Consider the following 22012-nt stretch of genomic DNA (forward strand, 5'->3'; position numbering starts at 1 on the left):
GTTGGCATTATCAACAGCAGTATGTGTGTTGGCAGCAATGGCTTCAATGAGTACATCGTCTGTTGCGTCCAAAGCACTAACAATATCGCCCACGCCATCAAGAGCAGCATGGTGGTCTCCAATTGTCTCATAAGCTAGTTTAAACCATTCCGAAAGGTTATCAAGATCAGTGCTTGTTTCTTTTGCAGCAACCTCTAAATTTTCTATTCTTTCATAGTTCAATTCACTAAGGTTAGCCAGTTCCGTAGTACTTTCTGTATAGTGCGATTTAACTTGAGCAACCGCTTGACCAGCTACCGTACTTGCTACAGCCAATGCCAACGCAGAGGCGATCACACGACCTTTTGAGCGAGAAGTGGCGATTTCTGAGCATACCACCGATTGACCAAGCGAGTTGCGCTTGACTTTAAAGATTTTATTCACAAGATAACTCCTATCTGATTTGTGATGGAAGGTAAATAAGAGCCCATTGTGTAGCTTTTGGGCACCTATCACCATATGTTTTAACACCGTTTTGCTTTATGGTAACAAGGCATTCCTTTTGTGTCAAATATATTTTAGCAACACTTGAAGCCTTGCTATAAAATTTTTTGGATTTTTTGGGGTTGTTTTGGCAATTATTATGTGTGGCGATTGGCGTTTCGTCGCATCCCTCATTGTGCTTCCAGTTAGCACTTGCTAAGAATAGATATTATTTGAATGCTGGGAGATCGCTGTGTCTGGGGCGCATAAGATGAGCGGATGTATTATTGGCAAGATAGGTCATTTGCCTGCATTGTCATTGTGCGATGTGTGTTATAATCGAACATTGATTGAATGCCATGAGGTTGAATGGTCATGATGGATCATTTGGCTGGTCTGATGCTCAAGGCGTCATGACTTTTTTGAATTGCTGTTATTTAATCATAGTAGCCGTTGTAGATGTGATAGGTAGTTTAGATGAAATCAGTAACTTATGCCATCATTCCTTGTGCAGGCTTTGGCACACGGATGCTCCCGCTTTCAAAAGCCATCCCAAAAGAGCTGTTGCCACTTGGCAATCGCCCAAGCATTCATTATGTGATTGATGAAGCGATCAAAGCAGGCATTAAAAACATCGTGCTTGTCAATCACTCCCAAAAAAGTGCGATAGAAAATTATTTTGATGTCAATGGCGAACTTGACAGTCAATTAAGACATAAGGGCAAAAATGAGCTGGCCGACAGTCTAAACTTTTTGCCAGATGATGTGGTGATTGCCAGCGTGCGTCAAGGCAAGCCTTTGGGGCTTGGGCACGCTGTGCTACAAGGGCGTGCGGTGGTGGGCGATAATCCTTTTGCTGTGCTTTTGCCTGATGTGGTGCTTGACCCATTTGACACAGATTATGCCAGTCAAAACTTGGCATTTATGCTAAAAGAATTTGAAAAAACGGGTCGCTCACAAATCCTTGTCAACCCTGTGGCGGTGGCGGACATTGACAAATATGGCATTGCTAAATTACAAAATGCCCAAACCCTTGAAAAATCAAGCCAAAACCAAGTGCTGCCTGTTACAGGTTTTGTAGAAAAACCAAACGCCAAAGACGCACCGTCAAACCTTGCGGTGGTGGGTCGCTATGTGTTTGACAATGCTATTTTTGAGCATCTTGCCAACACTGCCCCAAGCGTGGGCGATGAAATTCAGCTGACCGATGCGATTGATGCACTGATTGGCAGTCAGGGCGTGGATGTAACAACAATGGTGGGTAACAGCTTTGATGCTGGCGATATGACAAGTTATATGCAGGCGTTTGTTTATTTTGCTGAGCATATTGGCGAGCCATTTTAAGGATTTGCCATGAATCAAAGTCCCACTTGGCAAACTCTACACGCCCTTGCCCAAACCGAGCGCACCTTAACCGAGCTGTTCAAAGATGACAAACGTGGCGAGCGGTTTGGCGTGTCGGCTTGTGATATGTACATGGATTTTAGTAAGCAAGCGATTGACGATGAGATTTTATCAGCGTTATTGAGCTTGGCGGACGATTGTCAATTATTCAATAAAATCAATGATTTATTAACAGGTAAAAAAGTAAACGACTCTGAAAACCGTCCCGCCTTGCACACCGCGTTACGCTTACCAAAGGGCGAGTCGCTCATCGTGGACGGTGCGGACGTAAACGCCCAAGTCCACGACAGCCTTGCCAAAGCCGAGACGATTGTTAGCCGTATCCGCACAGGCGTGTGGCGTGGCTATGCAGGTCATGCCATGACGGATGTGGTCAATATCGGTGTGGGCGGTTCGGATTTAGGGCCCCTAATGGCAACGACTGCCTTGTCCGAGTGGTCAGACACGTCCATTCGGGTGCATTTTGTCTCTAACATGGACGGCACTCAGCTTGACAGTCTGTTAAAGGTGCTAAATCCGCAAACCACACTGTTTATCATTTCATCAAAGTCGTTTGGTACGATAGACACGCTCTCCAACGCCAAAACCGCCTTGGGTTGGCTGTTGTGCGCCCATGACAATAAACCCACGATTTTGCGTCGTCATTTTATTGGCATTTCCACACGTCCTGACAAGATGAGCGATTGGGGCATTCATGAAAATAATCAGTTGCTACTGTGGGACTGGGTCGGCGGTCGGTTTAGTATGTGGTCGGTCATCGGGCTTGCCATTGCCATAAAAATCGGCATGGACGGCTTTTATGAGCTACTATCAGGGGCGAACGATATGGACAAGCATTTTGCCACAGCCGATTTTGCCCAAAATATGCCCGTCCTACTTGGGCTGTTGGGTGTATGGAACAGCACTTTTTTGGGGATTAACGCCCACACCGTGCTACCTTATGACGGCAGATTGTCGCATTTTCCCAACTATCTGACCCAGCTTGAAATGGAGTCCAACGGCAAATCGGTCGCCAGAGATGGTCAGCAGGTCGGCTATGACACTTGCCCGATTTTGTGGGGTGACATTGGTTCAAATGCCCAGCACGCTTTTTATCAGCTCCTTCATCAGGGCACGCAACGGGTCTCTTGCGACTTTATCACGCCCATTCATCGCTATCATCAGCACCAAACTGCCAATTCTCATTTGTCCGAACAGCACAAGCTTTCCTTGTCAAATTGCCTTGCTCAGTCGCAGGTGTTGGCATTTGGCAATCACGCCTTGCCTGATGAGTTGCAAAAAAATGACGATGATTTTGCCCAATTTAAACAATATCGTGGCAATCAGCCGTCCACAACGCTTTTGCTTGACAGCCTAACGCCAAAAACGCTCGGCTCACTCATCGCCCTATATGAGCATAAAGTTTATGTGATGAGCGTGATTTGGGGTATCAATCCGTTTGACCAATGGGGCGTGGAAGTGGGTAAAGTCATGGCAAATCAGGTCTATGACGTATTGTGCGACAAACAAAGCGTGGGGGCGTTTGATTCATCAACCAATACGCTGTTAAATAAAATTAAGGGTAAATTTTAAAAAGTATTTTTAATAAAAATTACGGTAAATGATAATGAAAACACACGATACGGTCTATATCATCGGAGCAAATCATGAAGCGATTAACGCAGGGATTTTGTTTGCCAGTTTAAATAAAAAAGTGCATTTATTAAGTGTTAAAAATGCCATTGATGAGACGTTGTTTCATTACCATTTTGACCGTCAAATTAATGCCTTATGGTCGCTGTATGTGAATGAAAATAAAATCATTCATCATCACAAAAATAGCCGTGATGATACACTTGATTTTATTAAACAATCCCAAGGCAGTTTAATCTGGCTATTTGTTGATGACATGAGTGATGAAGAATTGGCATTATTTACCGAAACACAGGATAATCCGCACAGTCAAATTATCCTAAGTGGTATTGATACCATTGGCAAAATGGAGCAAATTGCCGATGAAATGATTAGTAAATGGGTGTATTATTTGCCGTTTGTTTTTATGAAAGACGGGGCGAATTTTAGCAGTTTTTATCAATCGGATTTGGTATTGATTGGTGAAAAAACAGCAAATAGTGTGGTAAATTGCGAAATCATCTCTTTTATCAAATCCCAAGCCAAAAAATTTCAAATTGACACCATTAAAACCATAGAATTTGCTCGTAGTGCGATTATGGCAATGCTTGCCACTCGCTTGTCGTTTATGAATGAAATGACACGCCTTGCCGATAAAGAAAACGTCAATATCAAGCACATTGAGCGGATTATGGGCTCGGACAGTCGTATTGGTTCGGCATATTTGGGAGCAGGTTGGGGGTTTGGCGGAAAGACCCTGCCCAATGAATTGGCTTTATTAAAAAGTCAATTTGACAATCAAAACGTCAAATCGGATGTGTTAAATGCCGTGATTGATGTCAATGATGACCAAAAAGAGCTGATTTTTAGAAAATTTTGGCGATATTTTAATGGCTTTATAGAAAATAAAACCGTGATGATATGGGGGGCAGGTTATCGCACTGGGGCAGGGCTTAGTACCAATAGTGCCATTCACCCTTTATTAAAATTGTTGTGGTCGTATGACATAAAGACGATGGTTTATACCAATAATACCACGATTGAATTACAAACGATGTATGAAAATGAGCGGTTATTTTCAATCACAAATGACCCTTATGAATTAAATGAAATAGACGGTTTATTTATTATTAATTGGTCGGGATTAACACCGCCTGATGTTTATGAATTAAATAAACATAATATACCGATATTTGATGCCAAAAATATTTTAAGTGATGATGAGATTAAAATTTTAACCAGTGATTATATTGGTATTGGTCGCAAAAATCACTAAGCCCATTTTTAAGAGAGTATGACATGAAAAATCCTAGTAACAGGCAGAGCAGGCTATATCGGCTCACATACCTTGATTGAACTCATCAAGGCAGGTTATAAGCCTGTGGTGTAGGATAATTTGTCCAATTCTAGCCCTGTGGCGATTGGGCGTGTACAAAAAATTGTCGGTACGCAGATGGCATTTATCAAGGCGATGTCTTAGATAAGGCTCATTTGGAGCGGGTGTTTGATGAACATGATTTTTTTGGTGTGATTCATTTTGCAGGGCTAAAATTGCAGGGCTAAAAGCGGTGGGCGAGAGCGTGGCAAAACCGCTTAAATACTACCAAAACAACGTAACAGGTACGCTAAATCTCTTAGAAGTTATGAAAGACAAGGGCATAACCAACTTTGTCTTTTCATCATCGGCAACCGTCTATGGCGACCCCAAAGTGTTGCCCATTACCGAGACCGCCAAACGCTCATGCGCCAATCCTTATGGGCAGTCCAAGCTCACGGTTGATTATATCCTAGAAGATTTGGCAAAATCCGCCAAGGACAGCCAAGTGTGGAATATTATCTCCCTACGTTACTTTAACCCCATTGGGGCGGACTTATCAGGGACAATCGGCGAAGACCCAAGCGACATTCCCAACAGCCTTATGCCTCATACCAGCCAAGTGGCGGTGGGTAAATTAGAAAAATTATCCGTGTTTGGCGATGATGATGATACTGTTGATGGTACAGGGGTGCGTGATTATATTCATGTGATGGATTTGGCAAAAGGTCATGTGTCAGCACTGGATTATATCGCCAAATGTGAGACGGCTTTTGGCTTTGAGCCGATTAACCTAGGCACAGGCAACGGCACAAGCGTACTACAACTGGTTAATGCCTTTATCCACACCACAGGGCAGTCCGTGCCATACGTCATCGCCTGAAGACGAGCAGGGGGCATTGCCACTTGCTATGCCAGTAGCGATAAAGCCAAAAATTTGCTTGGCTAGATGGCAGAACACGACATCGAGCGTATGTGCGTGGATACATGGCATTGGCAAAGTCAAAATCCCAGAGGGTATCATGCTTAAAAAAACCGCCCAAAGGCGGTTTTTGCGACATTATGACAGTCATGTCCTATTCACTATGCTTCTTAACCTGCTCAATCCGCTTATCCGTCTTGGGGTGCGTGGACAGTACCGACCAATGTCCTTGACCATTGCCATCTTCTTTTTTCATTTTCTCAAAGAAGTTGGCAAGGTGCAAGGGCGATATGCCAAGGCGTTTTAGCTCATCGATGGCAAATTTATCTGCTTCCATCTCCGCAGCTTGGGAGTATTGGGTGGCAGCGAGCATGGTGGGTAGGGCGAGTATCAAATCAGATGCATCGCCTGTGATGACGATGACCAGTACTCCCACACCAATACTGCTAATCGCCTGCTCTAAGCTATGACGATGCACCAGATGCCCCTGTTCATGGGCAAGCACGGCTAGGATCTCGTTGTCATCCCCACTAAGCTCGATGAGCTCATCCGTGATGACGATGGTGTTATTGGGAATGGCCAGTGCATTGGCGCCGATGTCCCCGCCACTTCTGACGATGATTTTGGCTTGTGGGTTGGCATCTAGCTTATCATACAGAGCCTTGATCTCATCTTGGCGCGCCTTAGACAGGGCGCTGGGCCCGGTCATCTCCATGACGTATTGCTCAGCATGATTGCCTGCCTCCATAAGAACATCGCTGGGCAGTCTTTGGGTGATGTGGTGAGATGCCATCGGAATGCCAAAACGAACCAACCCAAAGACTAACACGCACAATATCATCAACCCCGTTCCGATCCACGCCCAGTGGTTCTCCATCTTGGTGATGTTATCGAATAGCGAACGATGCTGCAGCTCGATCCAATCGGGTGGCGAGCCTAGAAATTCTATGCGCGCGCCATCGGACAGCATGATGGCGTGTGGCGAATTATCCACGCTGGGCAGGTATTCACAATTCTTGGCAAAGTAACGCTTCTCTTGGTGTGTGTTGTCGGTATTTCTCCAGACAACCACAAGACCATCCGCTTGACCTTGGTAAAATACAGGATGAATTTGAGCGTTGTGCGCTTTACTGATTTGCCCATCAAAATACCGCACGGTCACAGCTTGATTCATGCTAGACTCACTTACCAAGACACATCAAAGTCGAACACGTCGCTGATCTCTTCTGCCAGAGGCGATACGTTATCCGCGCCCGGCGTGGTCAGCGCATCGAAGTCGTCCACCACAGACAGGGTGAGGGTTTCGGTTTTGTAGCGGTGCATTCTCACCGCTGCCCAAGGGTGTAATAAGCCTACGCTTAGGACGGTTGCGATGACATTGGTTAGGCTGATGAAGGCGAATTTTAATGGGCTAAAGCTCACCAAGACGAAGCGATTGTCCCCCAAGGTTAATTTGCCCCAGATGGCGCGATGGATATAGCCTTGCATAAGTGGAAAAATAAGCAGCATCACAGCGTAGATGATTGCGATGATGCCTATTGCCACAGGTGGTAGCGACCCATCGGGTGAGGTCATCGTCTCTACTTGGCTAAAGATAAAACCAACACCCAGCAACATCACAACGAAAAATGCAAGTAACGGCAGAATCATCGCCTTATACATGTCCCAGACGCTGGTGTTGAAGTTGAATTTAAGTTGTCCAAAATACGTATTGTCAAATTGATAACGCTTAAACAACCAAATCGTAAATGGTGTTAACAGACCGAAGCTTACGAAGTTTAAAGCCACAATTAGCAACATCACCACATAAGCCGCCGCGAGCGTACCACCAAAACCAAAGCGAACATTATTAAATTGGCTGTTTCTCGCCATAAAACGCAGCGTCGAGCGCAGCATCCAAGGGAAAACCAAGAATAGTAATATCGCCCCTGCAAAAGCAATCTCAGGCGAGAACTGACCAAAGACGCTGATGGCGACATAGATGGCGATGGCGATCAGGCGCCCGATCAAGATGCGCTTGGGGTTGGCGGTAAAATCAAAACTCTTGCCATCAAGGTGCGTATTGCCATAAAAATAACGTAGGCGGCGCACTTTCGCCCATGGTGAGTAGATGCCCAGCGTAACGATGGTCAGCACCAGATTGACAATCCAAATCTTAAAATAAGCCATTGCTGTACCACCAAAGGTAAAGCGATGAGTGGTCGGCTCAGGCTGCAAGGTAGGCAGTGGAGGTGGCGCGGACGAAGCTGACAATACATCGCTGCCCATGTCGGTGTGGATATTATTTGACATGAAAATCCTTTACTATTGAAAATGATTATTAAATGATAAACAACAGCATTGTATCAGGAATATTGCCAAAAAGAAACCTGAGCTTATATTAGGCTTGCTTGAGGGGTTTTTTGGATGACAGCATTCGCTGAGTGCTTAGGATGATTATCCGCTGGGCTTAATTATGCTACAATAACAGACTGATAATTAGGAGATTTAAATCATGCAAACCATCGTTCTAGCCAGTAACAACAAAGGCAAATTGGCTGAATTTCAGGCGCTGTTCGATCAGGCGAATCTGGGCATTAGCATCATCCCACAAGGTGAGCTTGGCATCACAGACGCTGATGAGACAGGATTGTCATTCATCGAGAATGCCATCATCAAGGCGCGCCACGCAAGTGCTGCCAGCGGACTGCCTGCTTTGGCGGATGATAGTGGGCTGTGTGTGCCTGCACTTGGCAACATGCCAGGGATTTATTCGGCGAGATACGCAGGCGTGCATGGCGATGATCAGGCAAATAACATCAAGCTACTGACAGAGCTGACGCCGCTTAGGGGTGATGCTCCCATCGCCGGTAAATTCGTCTGCGTGCTTGCTATGGTGCGCCACGCCGATGACCCTTTGCCAATCATTGCTCAAGGCGAATGGGCGGGCGAGATCTTGGATGTGCCACGGGGTGAGAATGGCTTTGGTTATGACCCGCTGTTCTATGTGCCAAGCCTTGACAAATCTTCCGCCGAGCTTGAAAAGACAGTCAAAAATTCGCTTAGTCATCGCGGACAGGCTTTGCAGACACTCATCAATCAGCTCAAATAAAAGGCATTTGATGGGGAATGCAGCGTTTTTGGTTGTAATTTTAACCGCTTAGCGTTATACTGTGATGCTTTTAGGTGTTTTGATGCCTAAATCGTGTTATGATAACACCCAAATTTTATACTTGATGGAAGTCAAGCCGTTTTTCATATTTTAAAAGGTAATTACCATGAGCAATCTAGACATCGCAGTCAATGTACTGTCAGACAAAGAAACCCAATTGACCGTAAAAGTGCCAGTTGGTACCATTCAAGGCAAAGTAGAAGGTCGTATCCGCAGCCTAGCTAAGACCGCTAAGATTGACGGTTTCCGTAAGGGCAAAGTGCCTGTGTCGCACATCCGCGCCCAGTACGGTGCTGGCATCCAGCAAGAAGTCATCAACGACGTGATTCGTGACACCGTATTTGAAGCGATGAACGAGAAAAAAATCCGCGCAGTGGGCGTGCCGAACATTGATGACGTGAAGCTTGAGAATGATTTCTTGGTATATCAAGCCACGGTTGAAACTTTCCCAGAAGTGGAAGTAAAAGGCGTGAGCGAGATCGAAGTTGAGCGTCAAACAGCTTCTGTGTCTGACGAAGACGTAGACGTGATGATCGAAAACCTACAAAAACAACGCCAAACGCTAGAGACCAAAGACGGTGCGCTAGAAGATGGCGATGAAGCGACTTTTGACTTTGAAGGTTCTATCGATGGCGAAAAATTCGAAGGTGGCAGCGCTGAGAACTATCGTCTGGTGATCGGTTCTGGTCAGATGATTCCAGGCTTTGAAGATGGCATGAAAGGCATGAAAGCTGGCGAAGAAAAAACCATCAAAGTAACTTTCCCAGAAGATTATCAAGCCGAGAACCTAAAAGGCAAAGAAGCTGACTTTAAAATCAATGTTAAGGAAGTTAAATCACCAAAACTGCCTGAGCTAAACGAAGAATTCTTTGAGCTATTTGGTGTAAAAGAAGGCGGTCTTGACAAGCTAAAAGCTGACGTTCGTAAGAACATGGAGCGCGAAATCAAGAACGCAGGTCGCAATCAAGTGAAACAAGCTGCATTTGACGCGCTACTTGAGAAGAACGAATTTGACGTGCCAAAAGCCATGCTAGAGCAAGAAATCAACCGTCAGCGCGAACAAATGCTACAGCGTTTCGCTCAGCAGTTCGGTGCCAACCCTAATACTTTCGGTGCTGACATGCTACCAAATGAGCTGTTCGAAGATCAAGCACTACGCGCGGTACGTCTTGGCGTATTGGTTAGCCAAATCATCGACAAAGAGAAAATCGAAGTTGATCAAGATCGCGTGACTGCATTCATCGCAGAAGCGGCTGAAAACTACGAAGATCCACAAGAAGTTATCGACTACTACACCAACGACAAGCAGCAACGCGCTGGCATCGAGTCTGTGGTTCTAGAAGATCAAGTGGTTGATTATCTACTGGCTCAAGGTAAAGTAACTAACAAAGAAGTTAAATACCAAGACCTACTAGCAGCAGCTCAACAAGCTCAGCTATAATCTTGGCTTACAATAAAACCATAAAAATACCCCAAACAGTGTTTGGGGTATTTTTTAATTAATGGTAAAATAAGCGATATTTTCAAAAACTAGGAAATCACAATGCAAAACATGAAACACAATCCTTTTTATGACCAGTTGATGGACAGCTATCACGCGCCCATTGCACCACAAAACGCCCTTGTGCCGATGGTGATTGAGCAGTCTGGTCGTGGCGAGCGTTCATTTGATATTTTCTCACGTCTTTTGCGTGAGCGTGTGATTTTCTTGACGGGTCAGGTTGAGGATAACATGGCGAACCTGATTGTCGCTCAGTTGTTATTTCTAGAAGCTGACAATCCAGAAAAAGATGTACATCTATACATCAACTCCCCTGGCGGCGTGGTTACTGCGGGCATGGCGATCTATGATACGATGAACTTTATTAAGCCGGATGTCTCGACCATCTGTATGGGTCAGGCAGCGAGCATGGGCTCGTTCTTATTGTCGGCAGGTGAGAAGGGCAAGCGTTATGCTCTTGCCAATTCACGCATCATGATTCATCAGCCGCTAGGCGGTTTCCGTGGTCAGGCATCGGACATCGAGATTCATGCGCGTGAGATTATCCAGCTGAAAGCCAAACTAAATCAGCTGCTTGCTGATCATACAGGTCAGCCAGTCGAGCGCCTAGAGAAAGACACCGACCGCGATAACTTCATGAGTGCAGAAGCGGCGCGCGAATATGGCTTGGTGGATGTTGTGCTTGACAAGCGTCCTGCTGGGCTATAAGGATTGATGATGAGTAATTTAGAAAATACCTGTTCGTTCTGTGGTAAAAAGAAAGCCGAGGTCAAAAAACTCATCGCTGGCGATGCAGCTAATATCTGCAATGAGTGTGTGTCACTGTGTGGCGACATGCTAAGAGAAGCAGGCATCGGCGTCAAGCCATCCAAGGCTAAAGCTGATAAGCCAACAAAACAGACCACCGAAGAAGCCACGTCTTATGACCATCAAGAAGAGGCTGACGATTGGGCGAATGCTAAGCTGCCTACGCCAAAAGAGCTGCGCGCGCACCTAGATGAATATGTCATCGGTCAAGACGCTGCCAAAAAAGCACTGTCGGTTGCGGTCTATAACCACTATAAGCGCTTAAAGTCTGCCCAAAAAGACGACACGCTAAATGGCGAGAAGGTTGAGCTGGCTAAGAGTAACATTCTGCTCATCGGACCAACGGGCTCGGGTAAGACTCTATTGGCGCAAACTTTGGCGCGACTGTTGGATGTGCCATTTGCCATGGCAGACGCCACGACCTTAACCGAGGCAGGCTATGTGGGTGAGGATGTTGAGAACATCGTTCAAAAGCTGCTACAAGCTGCTGACTATGACATTGAACGCACCCAAAAAGGCATCATCTACATCGATGAGATCGATAAAATCACCAAAAAAAGCGAAAACGTCTCAATTACTCGTGACGTATCGGGTGAGGGCGTTCAGCAGGCACTACTAAAAATCATCGAAGGTACGGTTGCCAGTATTCCGCCCCAAGGTGGCCGTAAGCACCCACGCCAAGAGATGATTCAGGTGGACACCAGCAACATCCTAATGATCGTCGGTGGTGCATTCGCAGGGCTTGATAAGATCATCCAGCAGCGCACCGAGACCACAGGCATGGGCTTTAATGCGGTGGTCAAAGCCAAAGAAGAGACCAAGATCAGTGAGCTGTTCCGTGAGGTTGAGCCTGAGGATTTGGTGAAGTTTGGTATCATTCCAGAATTTATTGGTCGTCTGCCGGTCATCGCGACGCTTGATGAGCTTGATGAAGAGGCGTTGGTACAGATTCTCACCGAGCCCAAGAATGCGCTGACCAAGCAATATCAGTATCTGTTCGAGATGGAGAGCGCCAAGCTGTCATTTAATAAAGATGCATTGGATGCCATCGCCAAAAAAGCCATGAAGCGCAAAACAGGCGCACGCGGTCTGCGCTCTATCATCGAGAATGCGCTGCTTGATACCATGTATGAGCTGCCAAGCATGGACGATGTCAAAGAAGTGATCGTCGATGCTGACGTCATCAACGATGGCAAAGCACCAACTGTTAAGAAATAATCAGCCATGGTAAAAATCCCCGTCATTGCACGGGGATTTTTATTGCATGGTCATAAATGATCGCCGCCAAAAGATGACCAGTCGGTCAAATTTGCCCAAAATTCTGTACTTATTTTCGCTGATGGCTTATGTTATAGTAAGATTGGATGTGCAAATTATCCCAAACATAAGCAATAGGAGTACATATGATCTATCAAGGAAAATCCATACAAGTCAGCCGACTAGACGGCGATATCGTCAAATTTCATTTCAATAATGAAAATGAATCAGTCAATAAATTCGACCAAGCCACGAATGCTGAGTTCAAAGAAGCGGTAATCGCACTCGAGAACGACAGTACCATCAAGGGCGCCATTGTCACATCGGGCAAAAAGGTCTTTATCGCAGGGGCGGATATTACCGAGTTTATTAGTTATTTTAAGCGTCCACAGGATGAGCTAGAGACGTGGCTGCTTGATATTAATGACACCTTTAACCGTTTTGAAGATTTGCCATTTCCTAAGGTTTGTGCCATTAATGGCGCAGCGTTGGGTGGCGGCTGTGAGATGACCTTGGTCTGCGAATACCGCATCATGGGGCAGTCGGGACAAGTAGGATTCCCTGAGACTAAGCTGGGGATTTTCCCCGGTTTTGGTGGGTCGGTGCGTGCGCCGCGTATCATTGGGGTGGATAATGCCCTAGAACTCATCGCTACGGGCAATTCATTAAGACCTGCCGATGCGTTGAAGGTTGGTTTAGTGGATGCCGTCGTTGCTGATGACATCTTGGAGCAATCAGCGATTGATCTGGTGCACAAGTGCATCAGCGGTGAGATCGACTGGCAAGCCAAACGTGCCGAGAAGTTAGAACCTGTTAAATTAAATAAAACCGAGCAAGCCATGGCGTTTAATTCTGCCAAAGGTGTGATTTTTGCTAAGGCGAACCCTAAGCATTACCCATCCATCGCTTTGGCGTTGGATGCGGTTGAGCGTCATGCCAATCTGGGGCGTGATGAAGCGATTAAGATTGAGGCGACTAATTTTGCCAAATCCGCCAAAACCCCACAAGCGGGTGCTCTTGTCGGTGTATTCCTAAACGACCAGCTTGTCAAAAAGCGTGCTAAAGAACAATCCAAATCCGCCCACGACATCGATGAAATGGCGGTGCTTGGGGCCGGGATTATGGGCGGTGGTATCGCTTATCAGTCGGCGGTCAAGGGCTTGCCTATCATCATGAAAGACATCAAGGCAGAACAACTTGATCTAGGTATGAATGAAGCGAGCAAGCTCCTTAGTAAAGAAGTAGAACGTGGCAAAATCAGCACCGCCAAAATGGGCGAAACCCTATCCAAAATCCGCCCAACCCTAAACTATGGCGATTTTGCTACGCCTGACATCGTCATTGAAGCGGTGGTGGAGAACGAAAAAATCAAAAAATCGGTGCTTGCCGAGACCGAAAGCCTGATTAAAGACACGGCTATTCTTGCGTCCAACACGTCCACGATTAGCATTACCGAACTTGCCAAATCGCTAAAACGCCCCGAGAATTTTGTGGGTATGCACTTTTTTAACCCTGTTCATCGTATGCCCCTTGTGGAGATTATCCGCGGCGAGAAGACGAGCGATGAAGCGGTGGCGACTACGGTTGCCCTTGCTCAAAAAATGGGCAAAACGCCAATCGTGGTGAATGACTGCGCAGGATTTTTGGTAAACCGTGTGCTGTTCCCTTATTTTGGGGCGTTTGATTTACTCATCAAACATGGGGCGGATTTTGTCAAGATTGATAAAGTCATGGAAAAATTCGGCTGGCCTATGGGACCTGCCTATCTGCTTGACGTCGTAGGTATTGATACAGGCGTGCACGCAAGTAGCGTCATGGCGAACGCATTCCCCGAGCGTATGAATCCTGATTATAAGAGTGCCACGACTGTCATGTTTGAAAATAACCGTCTAGGTCAAAAAAATGGTGCAGGCTTTTATAAATATGAGCTTGACAAAAAAGGCAAGCCCAAAAAGAGTGTGGATACGACCACTCATGAGCTGTTAAAGGCGGTGCAAGACGGTAATGCCGATTTTGACGAGCAAGAAATCATTGACCGCTTAATGGTGGCGTTTTGTACCGAGACGGTACGTTGCCTAGAAGATAGCATCGTGGCAAGTGCAGGCGAGGCAGACATGGCGATGCTGATGGGGCTTGGCTTCCCACCGTTCCGTGGCGGTCCGTGTCGCTACATTGACCAAGTGGGTGTAAAAGAGTTTGTTGCTTTGTGTGATAAATACGCTCATCTGGGCAAGGCGTATGAAGCTCCGCAAATGCTACGAGACATGGCAGAGCGTGGCGAGAGCTTCTATCAATAATTAAAATTTTAAGGAAAAAATTATGACAACATTAAATCCAACAGACGTGGTCATCGTCGATGGCGTACGCACCGCCATGGGCAAATCCAAAAACGGTATGTTCCGCAATGTGCGAGCCGAGACTTTATCGGCAGAGCTGATGAAAGCCCTAATCAAGCGAAATGATTTTGACCCTAATGACATCGAGGACGTAATCTGGGGCTGTGTTAATCAAACCCTAGAACAAGGCTGGAACATCGCTCGCCACGCAAGCCTGTTGGCAGGCATTCCAAAGCACGTCGCAGGACAAACGGTAAACCGCCTGTGTGGATCGTCCATGCAAGCCCTGCACACCGCTGCCGCCCAAATCATGACCCACCAAGGCGACATTTTTATCATCGGGGGCGTGGAACATATGGGGCATGTTGCCATGATGCACGGTGTGGACATCAACCCCAGTAGCTCAAAGCACATCGCAAAAGCGTCCAACATGATGGGGCTGACCGCCGAAATGCTTGGGCGTATGAATGACATTACACGAGCCGAGCAGGACGAATTTGCGCTAGGCTCACATGTCAAGGCAACCAAAGCCACCCAAGAAGGACGGTTTGGTAAAGAAATCGTGGGCGTGGAAGGGCATGACGAGCAGGGTAATCTGCAGTTATGCACGGTGGACGAAGTCATTCGTTTTGATGCTAATATTGAGAGTCTGCAAAAACTCAGACCCGTATTCGACCCTGTGAACGGCACGGTAACGGCAGGTTCATCGTCTGCCCTATCAGACGGTGCTTCCGCCATGCTCGTTATGTCGGCAGGTAAAGCTAAGGAGCTTGGGCTGACCCCACGAGCAGTCATCCGCTCCATGGCGGTGGCAGGGTGTGATGCGGCGATTATGGGCTATGGTCCTGTCCCTGCCACACAAAAGGCGCTAAAGCGAGCAGGGCTGTCTATCGGCGACATTCAGACGGTAGAGCTAAACGAAGCATTCGCCGCCCAAGGCCTGTCGGTGCTAAAAGGCTTGGGACTGTATGATAAGCAAGACATCGTCAATCACAATGGCGGAGCGATTGCCCTAGGACACCCGCTGGGCTGTTCTGGTGCGAGAATTACCACGACCTTACTCAATGTCATGGAGCAACAAGATACTCAAATCGGACTTGCCACCATGTGTATCGGATTGGGGCAGGGGATTGCGACCATCATCGAACGCGTATGATACGAAGTCTTAAAACCAAAACCCAAGCGAACAGTTTTGCTTGGGTTTTTATTGCGCCTAATAAAGATGCTATTAAGCTGCTAGCAATTTAGCATAGTGAATGTAAACAATTGAAAAAATCATACACAGCGGTGTAATTTACGATACAATTCGATGCATTTTAGGCGTAAAATCATGGTATCATAGGGCAATTTTAGACATGATTAAACTTTTATTTTAAAAAAAGGAATGACGCATGAGACTACGCAGCGCACTATTGGCAACACTGGCGATGACCGCAGCATCTGCACAGGCAATGTTACCAACCCCAGAGAATCCACAGCTGACAGAGGCTACCGAGCAGCAAGTAGCCGCACCGAAGATTGACACCAAGCTAAACGCTTTCGTGGTTCGTAAAGACGAAACCGGTGCTGAGAAGCTAGAACTGCTGACCGTTGGCGCAAGCGTTGCCAAAGGCGAAATCGTGGAATACCAAGGTCTATTCACCAACCAAGACACCAACCGTGTGCGTAGCATGAATGCCACATTGAACATCCCTGAGGGTGTTGAGCTGGTGGGTGATGTGAGCCCTGCCATCGTTAAGGCGAGCATTGACGGCAATCGTTTCGTACACATGCCAATCCGCGCAACCCTAAATGGACAAACCCAACAGCTGCCACTAAGCTACTATAAGGCATTGCGCTGGACGATTGAAGATTTGGGCATTGGTGCGACCGCTGTCGTGAAATACCGCGCTCAAGTTAAATAATCTCATGCTACTCCATAAAGCCGAACTCATATGTTCGGCTTTTTTATGCTTTAATTTACTGATTTAACAAAAAAAATTCTCATTATCATTGATATTTGCGAGAAAATTTTATATCATAGTGTGATGCTTTATATCTTTATAAAAACCATGGAGTTTGTATGAAAATCACTCAGATGATGCGTCCTGTTAGCCTAGGCGTTATTGCAGCACTAAGCTTATCACTGATGGCATGTAGTCAAGACAAGCCAGCCGACACCAAGAGCGAAGCACCTGCTGCCAATGCCGACCAAAAAACAGAAACCACTGCTGATAATGCAACCCCTGCCACAGGCGATGTTACCATTAAGACCGCCACAGGCGAGCAGACCATCCCTGCCAACCCAAATCCCATCGCCGTCTATGACATGACCGCCCTACAAAACCTAAAAGCCTTGGGCGTGGCGGTGCAAGGCATGCCGTCAGCCGAGATGACTGCCGAGCGTATCGCTACCCTAAACCTAAAAGCGGACGGCACGCCAGACGGCACAAGCGTTGGTACGCTATTTGAGCCAAATTTAGAAGTATTGCACAGCCTAAAACCACAAGCGATTTTTGTGGGTTCTCGTATGGCAGAAAAGAGCGAAGAGCTTGGCAAAATCGCCCCAACGTATAACCTAACCATTGACACCAACAACGTCTATGAGTCAAGCAAACAGCAGATTACTGATTTTGGTAAAGTGTTTGGTAAAACTGCCGAAGCCGACAAACTCATCGCCGACATTGATACTGCCATCGCCGAGACCAAAAAAGCGGTAGAAGGCAAGGGCAATGGGCTTGCCATTCTTATCAACGGCAACAAAATGAGTGCCTATGGCAAAAACTCACGCTACGGCTATCTACACACCACATTCGGCATTCCTATGGCGGACGCTAACGTGAACAAAAACGAAGAGCGTCATGGTCAGCCCATTAGCTTTGAATATATTCAAAAAATTGACCCTGATTGGCTGTTTGTCCTAGACCGCACGTCGGCGATTGGCGAAGAAGGCGTATCGGCTAAGGAAGTGCTAAATAACCCACTCATGCACAACACCAAAGCCTATAAAAATAACCAAATCGTCTATGTCAGTCCAGATTCTTATCTTGCCTTTGGGGGTTATTACCAATGGCTAAAAGATGCTAAGATTGTTACCGATGCGTTTAATGCAAAAACAGCTCAGTAATTGATGTTGGGTGTAAAAAAAGGGGGCGGATTTTATTCGCCCTTTTGCTGATTTTTATTAGCATTGTTAATTGATTGTGTTTGTAGTGAATTTGCAGGGGTAAGTTACATTTGCCCTGTATCATAAGTGTCTTTTAGGCGTTGTATTCGCCCCTACACATCCAAATTTTAAACATGCTTATTTAAATTCAGAATATACCAAAGGGCGTGGAAAGCACGACCCTACAAAGGCATTATTTTAAAAATGCAAATTGGGGCATATATTTTGATTTGATCATATCAATTTATCATACACTCTACAAAACGAAAGAGTACTACAGTTTTTCGTTCGTGGTGAGCCTTGTCGAACCATGACGGAAACCGACCCGCAGGCAAGCTTGCGGCGAACGGTTTTTGTGGTAAAATTCAATTTTTTTTGGCTGTATAAACCCATTTTAAATTATAAACCCCTTTGCCCCACCATGCACCTTAGGAATTATCACTTGGGAATCCTATGACCACAGCGACACTCTCCGCCCCAACTTCTTGGTGGTCGCCAGCATTTGTCAATGTTGGCGCGTTTTTGCTTTTGTTTGTTTTGATTGTCATCAGCATTTCGGTGGGGGTGGCGGATTTTTCATGGGCGAAACTCTTTGACGACACCGACAACAGCTCACAGCTTTTTTTGGTGAGCCGTCTGCCCCGTACGCTCGCTTTAATTTTGACAGGGGCGAGCATGGCGATAGCGGGCATGATGATGCAGGTCGTGCTAAAAAACCGATTTGTTGAGCCGTCTATGGTCGGGGCGACACAGTCGGCGGTGCTTGGGATTTTGCTCACAAGCCTTTATATGCCAACCTTGCCCCTTTTGGGTAAGATGAGCGTGGCAACCGTCATGGCGTTTGGCGGTATGATGATTTTTATGCAGATTATCAAACGCTTGCCGCCCACGGACTTTCTCATCATTCCGCTTGTGGGGATTGTGTTTGGGGGGATTATTGATTCGGCGACCTTATTTTTGGCGTATCAGACCGAGACGGTGCAAATGCTGTCGGTGTGGCGGTTTGGCGATTTTTCTAGCGTGCTGGCAGGGCGGTATGAGACCTTGTGGCTGGTGGGGATTTTGTCCGCCATTGCCTATATCATGGCAGACCGCTTGACGATTATCGGGCTTGGGGACGGTATCGCCAAAAATTTGGGGGTCAATAAAGACGCTGTCATGTGGCTTGCCATTGGCATGGTGGCGATGATAAGTTCGGTGGTGGTGGTAACGGTGGGGGCGATTAGCTTTGTGGGGCTTGTCGTGCCAAATATCGTGAGCCGTCTGGTCGGAGATCGCCTACGAGTGTCACTCCCTGCGGTGGCGTTGCTTGGTGCGTCTTGTGTCCTTTTGTGCGATATTATTGGGCGTGTGATACGTTATCCCTTTGAAATCCCTGTCTATGTCGTCTTTGGCGTGCTAGGGTCGGCACTGTTTTTATGGCTTTTGTCAAAATCAAAATAGGGGCGTGTGATGAATTTTATAAAAAAGTTATTGGGCAATCCTATTTTGTTGGCGTTTATCGTGCTTGTGATTGGCTGTGGGCTGTATTTGACCTTAAATGTCATCAATTGGGATTTTGCCTTGCCCCTGCGTACTCGCAAACTCATTGCTTTTTTGGTGGTAGGCTATGCGGTGGGGGTGTCCACGCTGTTATTTCAAACGCTTACGCATAACCCCATTTTAACGCCAAGTCTCTTGGGCTTTGATGCCTTATATGTCTTGATACAGAGCCTGATGCTGTTCTTTTTGGGCATGCTAAGTTATGTCACCTTGCCAACGGTGGGCAAATTTGCCTTTGAAGTGGCGGTCATGATGGTGCTGTCGGTGATTTTGTTTCGTTTTTTGTTTACTAAACATAATCAGGATTTGACACGGCTTATCTTGGTGGGCGTGATTTTTGGGACGTTGTTTCGTAGCCTATCCTACATGGTCGCTCGCATGATAAATCCCGATGAATTTGTTACCGTACAAGCCCAAAGCTATGCCAGTTTTACCGCTGTTAATGTTAATCTGCTCATCACCAGTGTGGTGCTGTCGGTGGCGACTTTTATTTATGTGTGGCGACAACGGTTTGCGTTGGACGTATTGCTACTTGGTAGAAATTGTGCCATTTCGCTTGGCGTGCCGTATCATAAGCTGTCTCTTGGTATTTTGATGACAATCTCGCTACTGGTGTCTATGGCAACCGCCCTCGTGGGTCCGATTACGTTTTTTGGGCTACTGGTGTGTGCTTTGACCAATCGTTTTTGTACAAAAATGGCTCATGGTGAGAGGCTGATTTTGGTGACGCTCATCGCCAGTAGCACGCTCATCGTGGGACAGGCGGTGTTTGAGCATGTCTTTAAAATGGCAGGCGTGCTTGAAGTGGTCATTGAGCTGTTTGGCGGGGTGGCGTTTTTGCTACTGATTTTTATGCAATATAGCAAACAACGTACAATGCAATAATTCTTAATACATAAAATTTAATCTATAAATTTAGGTTGTTGAATGACAAATAAATTAAAATCATTGCACTTATTTGATGTGGTTATTTTGGCGATTATCTTTTTTGGCTTTGCCATTTATAGTTCCAATATGCAGTTTTTTGAATTGATAAGCCATGAGCAGGTTGCTCCCGAGACTTTGGAATTCAACAGTTCAAGTAACTGGTCGGGGATTTTGAGTGAAATTGTGGCATTATTGGTGGCGTTTGGGTATTTGGCCTATCGTAAATTTGATTTTACACAATTAAATTTTAGTGTCAATCGCTGGACATTGCCAAAAGTGGTGCTATACATTCTCATTGCAGGAACGGTGGCATCGCTTTATGAGTATTTGCAATACTGGGCTTTTCCCGAGCTTTATCCAACCACGGAGGCACATTATGGGGCAAGCGAGCATTTTAGTATGTGGTCTGTTTCCTTTATTTTATTTGCCCTACTAAATGGCTTTTATGAAGAAGTATTTTTTATTGGATTGGTGGCATTGACCACAAAAAAACATTTACCCCTTGCCATTGTGTTTACTTTGTTTGTGCGATTTGCCTTTCATACCTATCAAGGATTGGCAGGAGCATTAACCATTACCACTTTGGGGATTGTGTTTTTGTTATTACGCTATAAAAGTGATGAACTGGTGCCATTTACTTTGGCACATTCATTTTTTGATTTATTTGGGCTTGGCTTGCCTTTGTATTTGTTGGAATAATTGGGGTATTTATGATAAAAGTAAAAAACGTTAGCCACAACATCGGCGATTTACCCATTTTAAAAAACGTAAACTTTGAGCTACCCACAGGGCAAATCATCGCACTCATCGGAGCGAACGGGGCGGGCAAAAGTACGCTGTTTAGCCTGATGGCTCGCATGAATCCTTTGCAGGACAAATCCGCCTGTATCAGCTTTGATGGGCATGACATCAGCACCGCTACAGATAGTGATATGGCAAAAGTGGTCGCCATGCTCGCCCAAGAAAACCACATTCAGGGGCGACTGCGTGTGCGTGAGCTACTCATGTTTGGGCGTTATCCTTATCATCAAGGCAGACCTACACAGGCGGATAAGGATAAGGTGGAGGAGATGATTACAACCTTTGAATTAGAGACGTTGGCGGAGCGGTTTTTGTCCGACTTGTCAGGCGGTCAGCGTCAGCGTGTGCTGATTGCCATGGCGGTGTGCCAAGATACGCCGTATATCTTGCTTGATGAACCGCTCAACAACCTAGATATGTACCACGCAGGGCGACTCATGCGACAGATGAAGGTGTTGGCAAGTCGTGGCAAAACGGTGGTTATCGTGCTACACGACATCAACCAAGCGTCCCAATTTGCCGATACGGTTGTGATGATGAAAGGGGGCGAAGTGGTGTCGGTGGGTACGCCAAAAGACGTGCTAACGGCTCAAAACATGAAAGTGCTGTATAATGTGGACATAACGGTACTAATGCACAATGGCAAGCCGATTGTGGTAGATGCAGTGTGAAAAGGGGGCGAGAGTTCGCCCTTTTTAATATTAAACTGAACAGCATTGTTCAATAAAGAGATATTTTAAAATTTGGGCATGTAGGGGCAAATTACATTCGCCCAAAAATCAAAATGTTATCACAAGGCAAATGTCATTTGTTCCTACAAATCTACCCAAA

18 protein-coding genes and 1 pseudogene are annotated in these 22012 nt (G+C 46.1%); 16 read left to right on the plus strand and 3 right to left on the minus strand.

The window, feature by feature from the left end; all coding sequences use genetic code 11:
* A partial coding sequence (locus MBO_RS08510; RefSeq protein ID WP_036366735.1) for an ESPR-type extended signal peptide-containing protein occupies window positions 1-423 on the minus strand: 423 nt, incomplete at its 3' end.
* Between the two features lie 516 nt (window positions 424-939).
* Between MBO_RS08510 and MBO_RS08515 the strand changes: the two genes are divergently transcribed.
* The 4 genes and pseudogenes from MBO_RS08515 to galE all read left to right on the plus strand — a co-directional run bounded on the left by MBO_RS08515 (window position 940) and on the right by galE (window position 5822).
* A complete protein-coding gene (locus MBO_RS08515; protein WP_036366737.1) occupies window positions 940-1806 on the plus strand; it encodes a UTP--glucose-1-phosphate uridylyltransferase in 867 nt (288 codons plus the stop codon).
* 9 nt (window positions 1807-1815) lie between these two features.
* Entirely contained in the window at window positions 1816-3438 is a 1623-nt protein-coding gene (pgi, locus tag MBO_RS08520) for a glucose-6-phosphate isomerase (protein ID WP_036366739.1), read from the plus strand.
* Between the two features lie 34 nt (window positions 3439-3472).
* Entirely contained in the window at window positions 3473-4753 is a 1281-nt protein-coding gene (locus MBO_RS08525; protein ID WP_036366741.1) for a UDP-glucose 6-dehydrogenase, read from the plus strand.
* Between the two features lie 30 nt (window positions 4754-4783).
* A pseudogene (gene galE / locus MBO_RS08530) lies at window positions 4784-5822 on the plus strand (UDP-glucose 4-epimerase GalE).
* 46 nt (window positions 5823-5868) lie between these two features.
* On the opposite strand, the gene MBO_RS08535 reads toward galE, so the two are convergent.
* The gene (locus MBO_RS08535) at window positions 5869-6888 is read right to left on the minus strand and encodes a M48 family metallopeptidase (protein ID WP_036366742.1); all 1020 of its coding nucleotides are present in this window, start codon (window positions 6886-6888) and stop codon (window positions 5869-5871) included.
* A gap of 11 nt (window positions 6889-6899) precedes the next feature.
* A complete protein-coding gene (locus MBO_RS08540) occupies window positions 6900-8006 on the minus strand; it encodes a YjgN family protein (protein WP_036366744.1) in 1107 nt (368 codons plus the stop codon).
* Between the two features lie 202 nt (window positions 8007-8208).
* On the opposite strand from MBO_RS08540, the gene rdgB reads away from it, so the two are divergent.
* The 12 genes from rdgB (at window position 8209) to MBO_RS08600 (ending at window position 21852) form a co-directional block, all read left to right on the plus strand.
* Entirely contained in the window at window positions 8209-8805 is a 597-nt protein-coding gene (rdgB, locus tag MBO_RS08545) for an RdgB/HAM1 family non-canonical purine NTP pyrophosphatase (protein ID WP_036366747.1), read from the plus strand.
* A 166-nt stretch (window positions 8806-8971) separates the two neighbouring features.
* Complete coding sequence (gene tig, locus MBO_RS08550; protein ID WP_036366749.1) at window positions 8972-10306, plus strand: trigger factor; 1335 nt, start codon at window positions 8972-8974, stop codon at window positions 10304-10306.
* A gap of 141 nt (window positions 10307-10447) precedes the next feature.
* Complete coding sequence (gene clpP / locus MBO_RS08555) at window positions 10448-11074, plus strand: ATP-dependent Clp endopeptidase proteolytic subunit ClpP (RefSeq protein ID WP_036366801.1); 627 nt, start codon at window positions 10448-10450, stop codon at window positions 11072-11074.
* A gap of 9 nt (window positions 11075-11083) precedes the next feature.
* A complete protein-coding gene (clpX, locus tag MBO_RS08560; protein WP_406812855.1) occupies window positions 11084-12391 on the plus strand; it encodes an ATP-dependent protease ATP-binding subunit ClpX in 1308 nt (435 codons plus the stop codon).
* A gap of 185 nt (window positions 12392-12576) precedes the next feature.
* Complete coding sequence (gene fadB / locus MBO_RS08565) at window positions 12577-14727, plus strand: fatty acid oxidation complex subunit alpha FadB (RefSeq protein ID WP_036366754.1); 2151 nt, start codon at window positions 12577-12579, stop codon at window positions 14725-14727.
* 22 nt (window positions 14728-14749) lie between these two features.
* Complete coding sequence (gene fadA, locus MBO_RS08570) at window positions 14750-15922, plus strand: acetyl-CoA C-acyltransferase FadA (protein ID WP_036366756.1); 1173 nt, start codon at window positions 14750-14752, stop codon at window positions 15920-15922.
* Window positions 15923-16157: 235 nt separating this feature from the next.
* Window positions 16158-16670, plus strand: coding sequence for a hypothetical protein (locus MBO_RS08575; protein WP_227712717.1), 513 nt, complete (start codon window positions 16158-16160; stop codon window positions 16668-16670).
* A gap of 158 nt (window positions 16671-16828) precedes the next feature.
* Window positions 16829-17872, plus strand: a complete 1044-nt coding sequence (locus MBO_RS08580) for a siderophore ABC transporter substrate-binding protein (RefSeq protein WP_052585411.1) — start codon at window positions 16829-16831, stop codon at window positions 17870-17872.
* A 492-nt stretch (window positions 17873-18364) separates the two neighbouring features.
* Window positions 18365-19354, plus strand: coding sequence for an ABC transporter permease (locus tag MBO_RS08585; RefSeq protein ID WP_036366757.1), 990 nt, complete (start codon window positions 18365-18367; stop codon window positions 19352-19354).
* Between the two features lie 9 nt (window positions 19355-19363).
* Entirely contained in the window at window positions 19364-20338 is a 975-nt protein-coding gene (locus MBO_RS08590) for an iron chelate uptake ABC transporter family permease subunit (protein ID WP_036366760.1), read from the plus strand.
* Window positions 20339-20380: 42 nt separating this feature from the next.
* Complete coding sequence (locus tag MBO_RS08595) at window positions 20381-21079, plus strand: CPBP family intramembrane glutamic endopeptidase (protein ID WP_036366763.1); 699 nt, start codon at window positions 20381-20383, stop codon at window positions 21077-21079.
* An 11-nt stretch (window positions 21080-21090) separates the two neighbouring features.
* Window positions 21091-21852, plus strand: a complete 762-nt coding sequence (locus tag MBO_RS08600) for an ATP-binding cassette domain-containing protein (RefSeq protein ID WP_036366765.1) — start codon at window positions 21091-21093, stop codon at window positions 21850-21852.
* The last annotated feature ends 160 nt before the right edge of the window (window positions 21853-22012 follow it).

This window comes from Moraxella bovoculi 237, assembly GCF_000696305.2.
In the GTDB taxonomy this organism is placed as follows: Bacteria; Pseudomonadota; Gammaproteobacteria; order Pseudomonadales; family Moraxellaceae; genus Moraxella; species Moraxella bovoculi.

Coding starts and splice junctions, on each gene's coding strand:
- fadA (WP_036366756.1), top strand. CDS start 14,750: ATGACAACATTAAATCCAACAGACGTGGTCATCGTCGATGGCGTACGC.
- clpX (WP_406812855.1), top strand. CDS start 11,084: ATGAGTAATTTAGAAAATACCTGTTCGTTCTGTGGTAAAAAGAAAGCC.
- MBO_RS08580 (WP_052585411.1), top strand. CDS start 16,829: ATGAAAATCACTCAGATGATGCGTCCTGTTAGCCTAGGCGTTATTGCA.
- MBO_RS08585 (WP_036366757.1), top strand. CDS start 18,365: ATGACCACAGCGACACTCTCCGCCCCAACTTCTTGGTGGTCGCCAGCA.
- MBO_RS08595 (WP_036366763.1), top strand. CDS start 20,381: ATGACAAATAAATTAAAATCATTGCACTTATTTGATGTGGTTATTTTG.
- MBO_RS08535 (WP_036366742.1), bottom strand. CDS start 6,888: ATGAATCAAGCTGTGACCGTGCGGTATTTTGATGGGCAAATCAGTAAA.
- tig (WP_036366749.1), top strand. CDS start 8,972: ATGAGCAATCTAGACATCGCAGTCAATGTACTGTCAGACAAAGAAACC.
- fadB (WP_036366754.1), top strand. CDS start 12,577: ATGATCTATCAAGGAAAATCCATACAAGTCAGCCGACTAGACGGCGAT.
- MBO_RS08540 (WP_036366744.1), bottom strand. CDS start 8,006: ATGTCAAATAATATCCACACCGACATGGGCAGCGATGTATTGTCAGCT.
- MBO_RS08600 (WP_036366765.1), top strand. CDS start 21,091: ATGATAAAAGTAAAAAACGTTAGCCACAACATCGGCGATTTACCCATT.
- MBO_RS08525 (WP_036366741.1), top strand. CDS start 3,473: ATGAAAACACACGATACGGTCTATATCATCGGAGCAAATCATGAAGCG.
- MBO_RS08590 (WP_036366760.1), top strand. CDS start 19,364: ATGAATTTTATAAAAAAGTTATTGGGCAATCCTATTTTGTTGGCGTTT.
- pgi (WP_036366739.1), top strand. CDS start 1,816: ATGAATCAAAGTCCCACTTGGCAAACTCTACACGCCCTTGCCCAAACC.
- MBO_RS08515 (WP_036366737.1), top strand. CDS start 940: ATGAAATCAGTAACTTATGCCATCATTCCTTGTGCAGGCTTTGGCACA.
- clpP (WP_036366801.1), top strand. CDS start 10,448: ATGGACAGCTATCACGCGCCCATTGCACCACAAAACGCCCTTGTGCCG.
- rdgB (WP_036366747.1), top strand. CDS start 8,209: ATGCAAACCATCGTTCTAGCCAGTAACAACAAAGGCAAATTGGCTGAA.
- MBO_RS08575 (WP_227712717.1), top strand. CDS start 16,158: ATGAGACTACGCAGCGCACTATTGGCAACACTGGCGATGACCGCAGCA.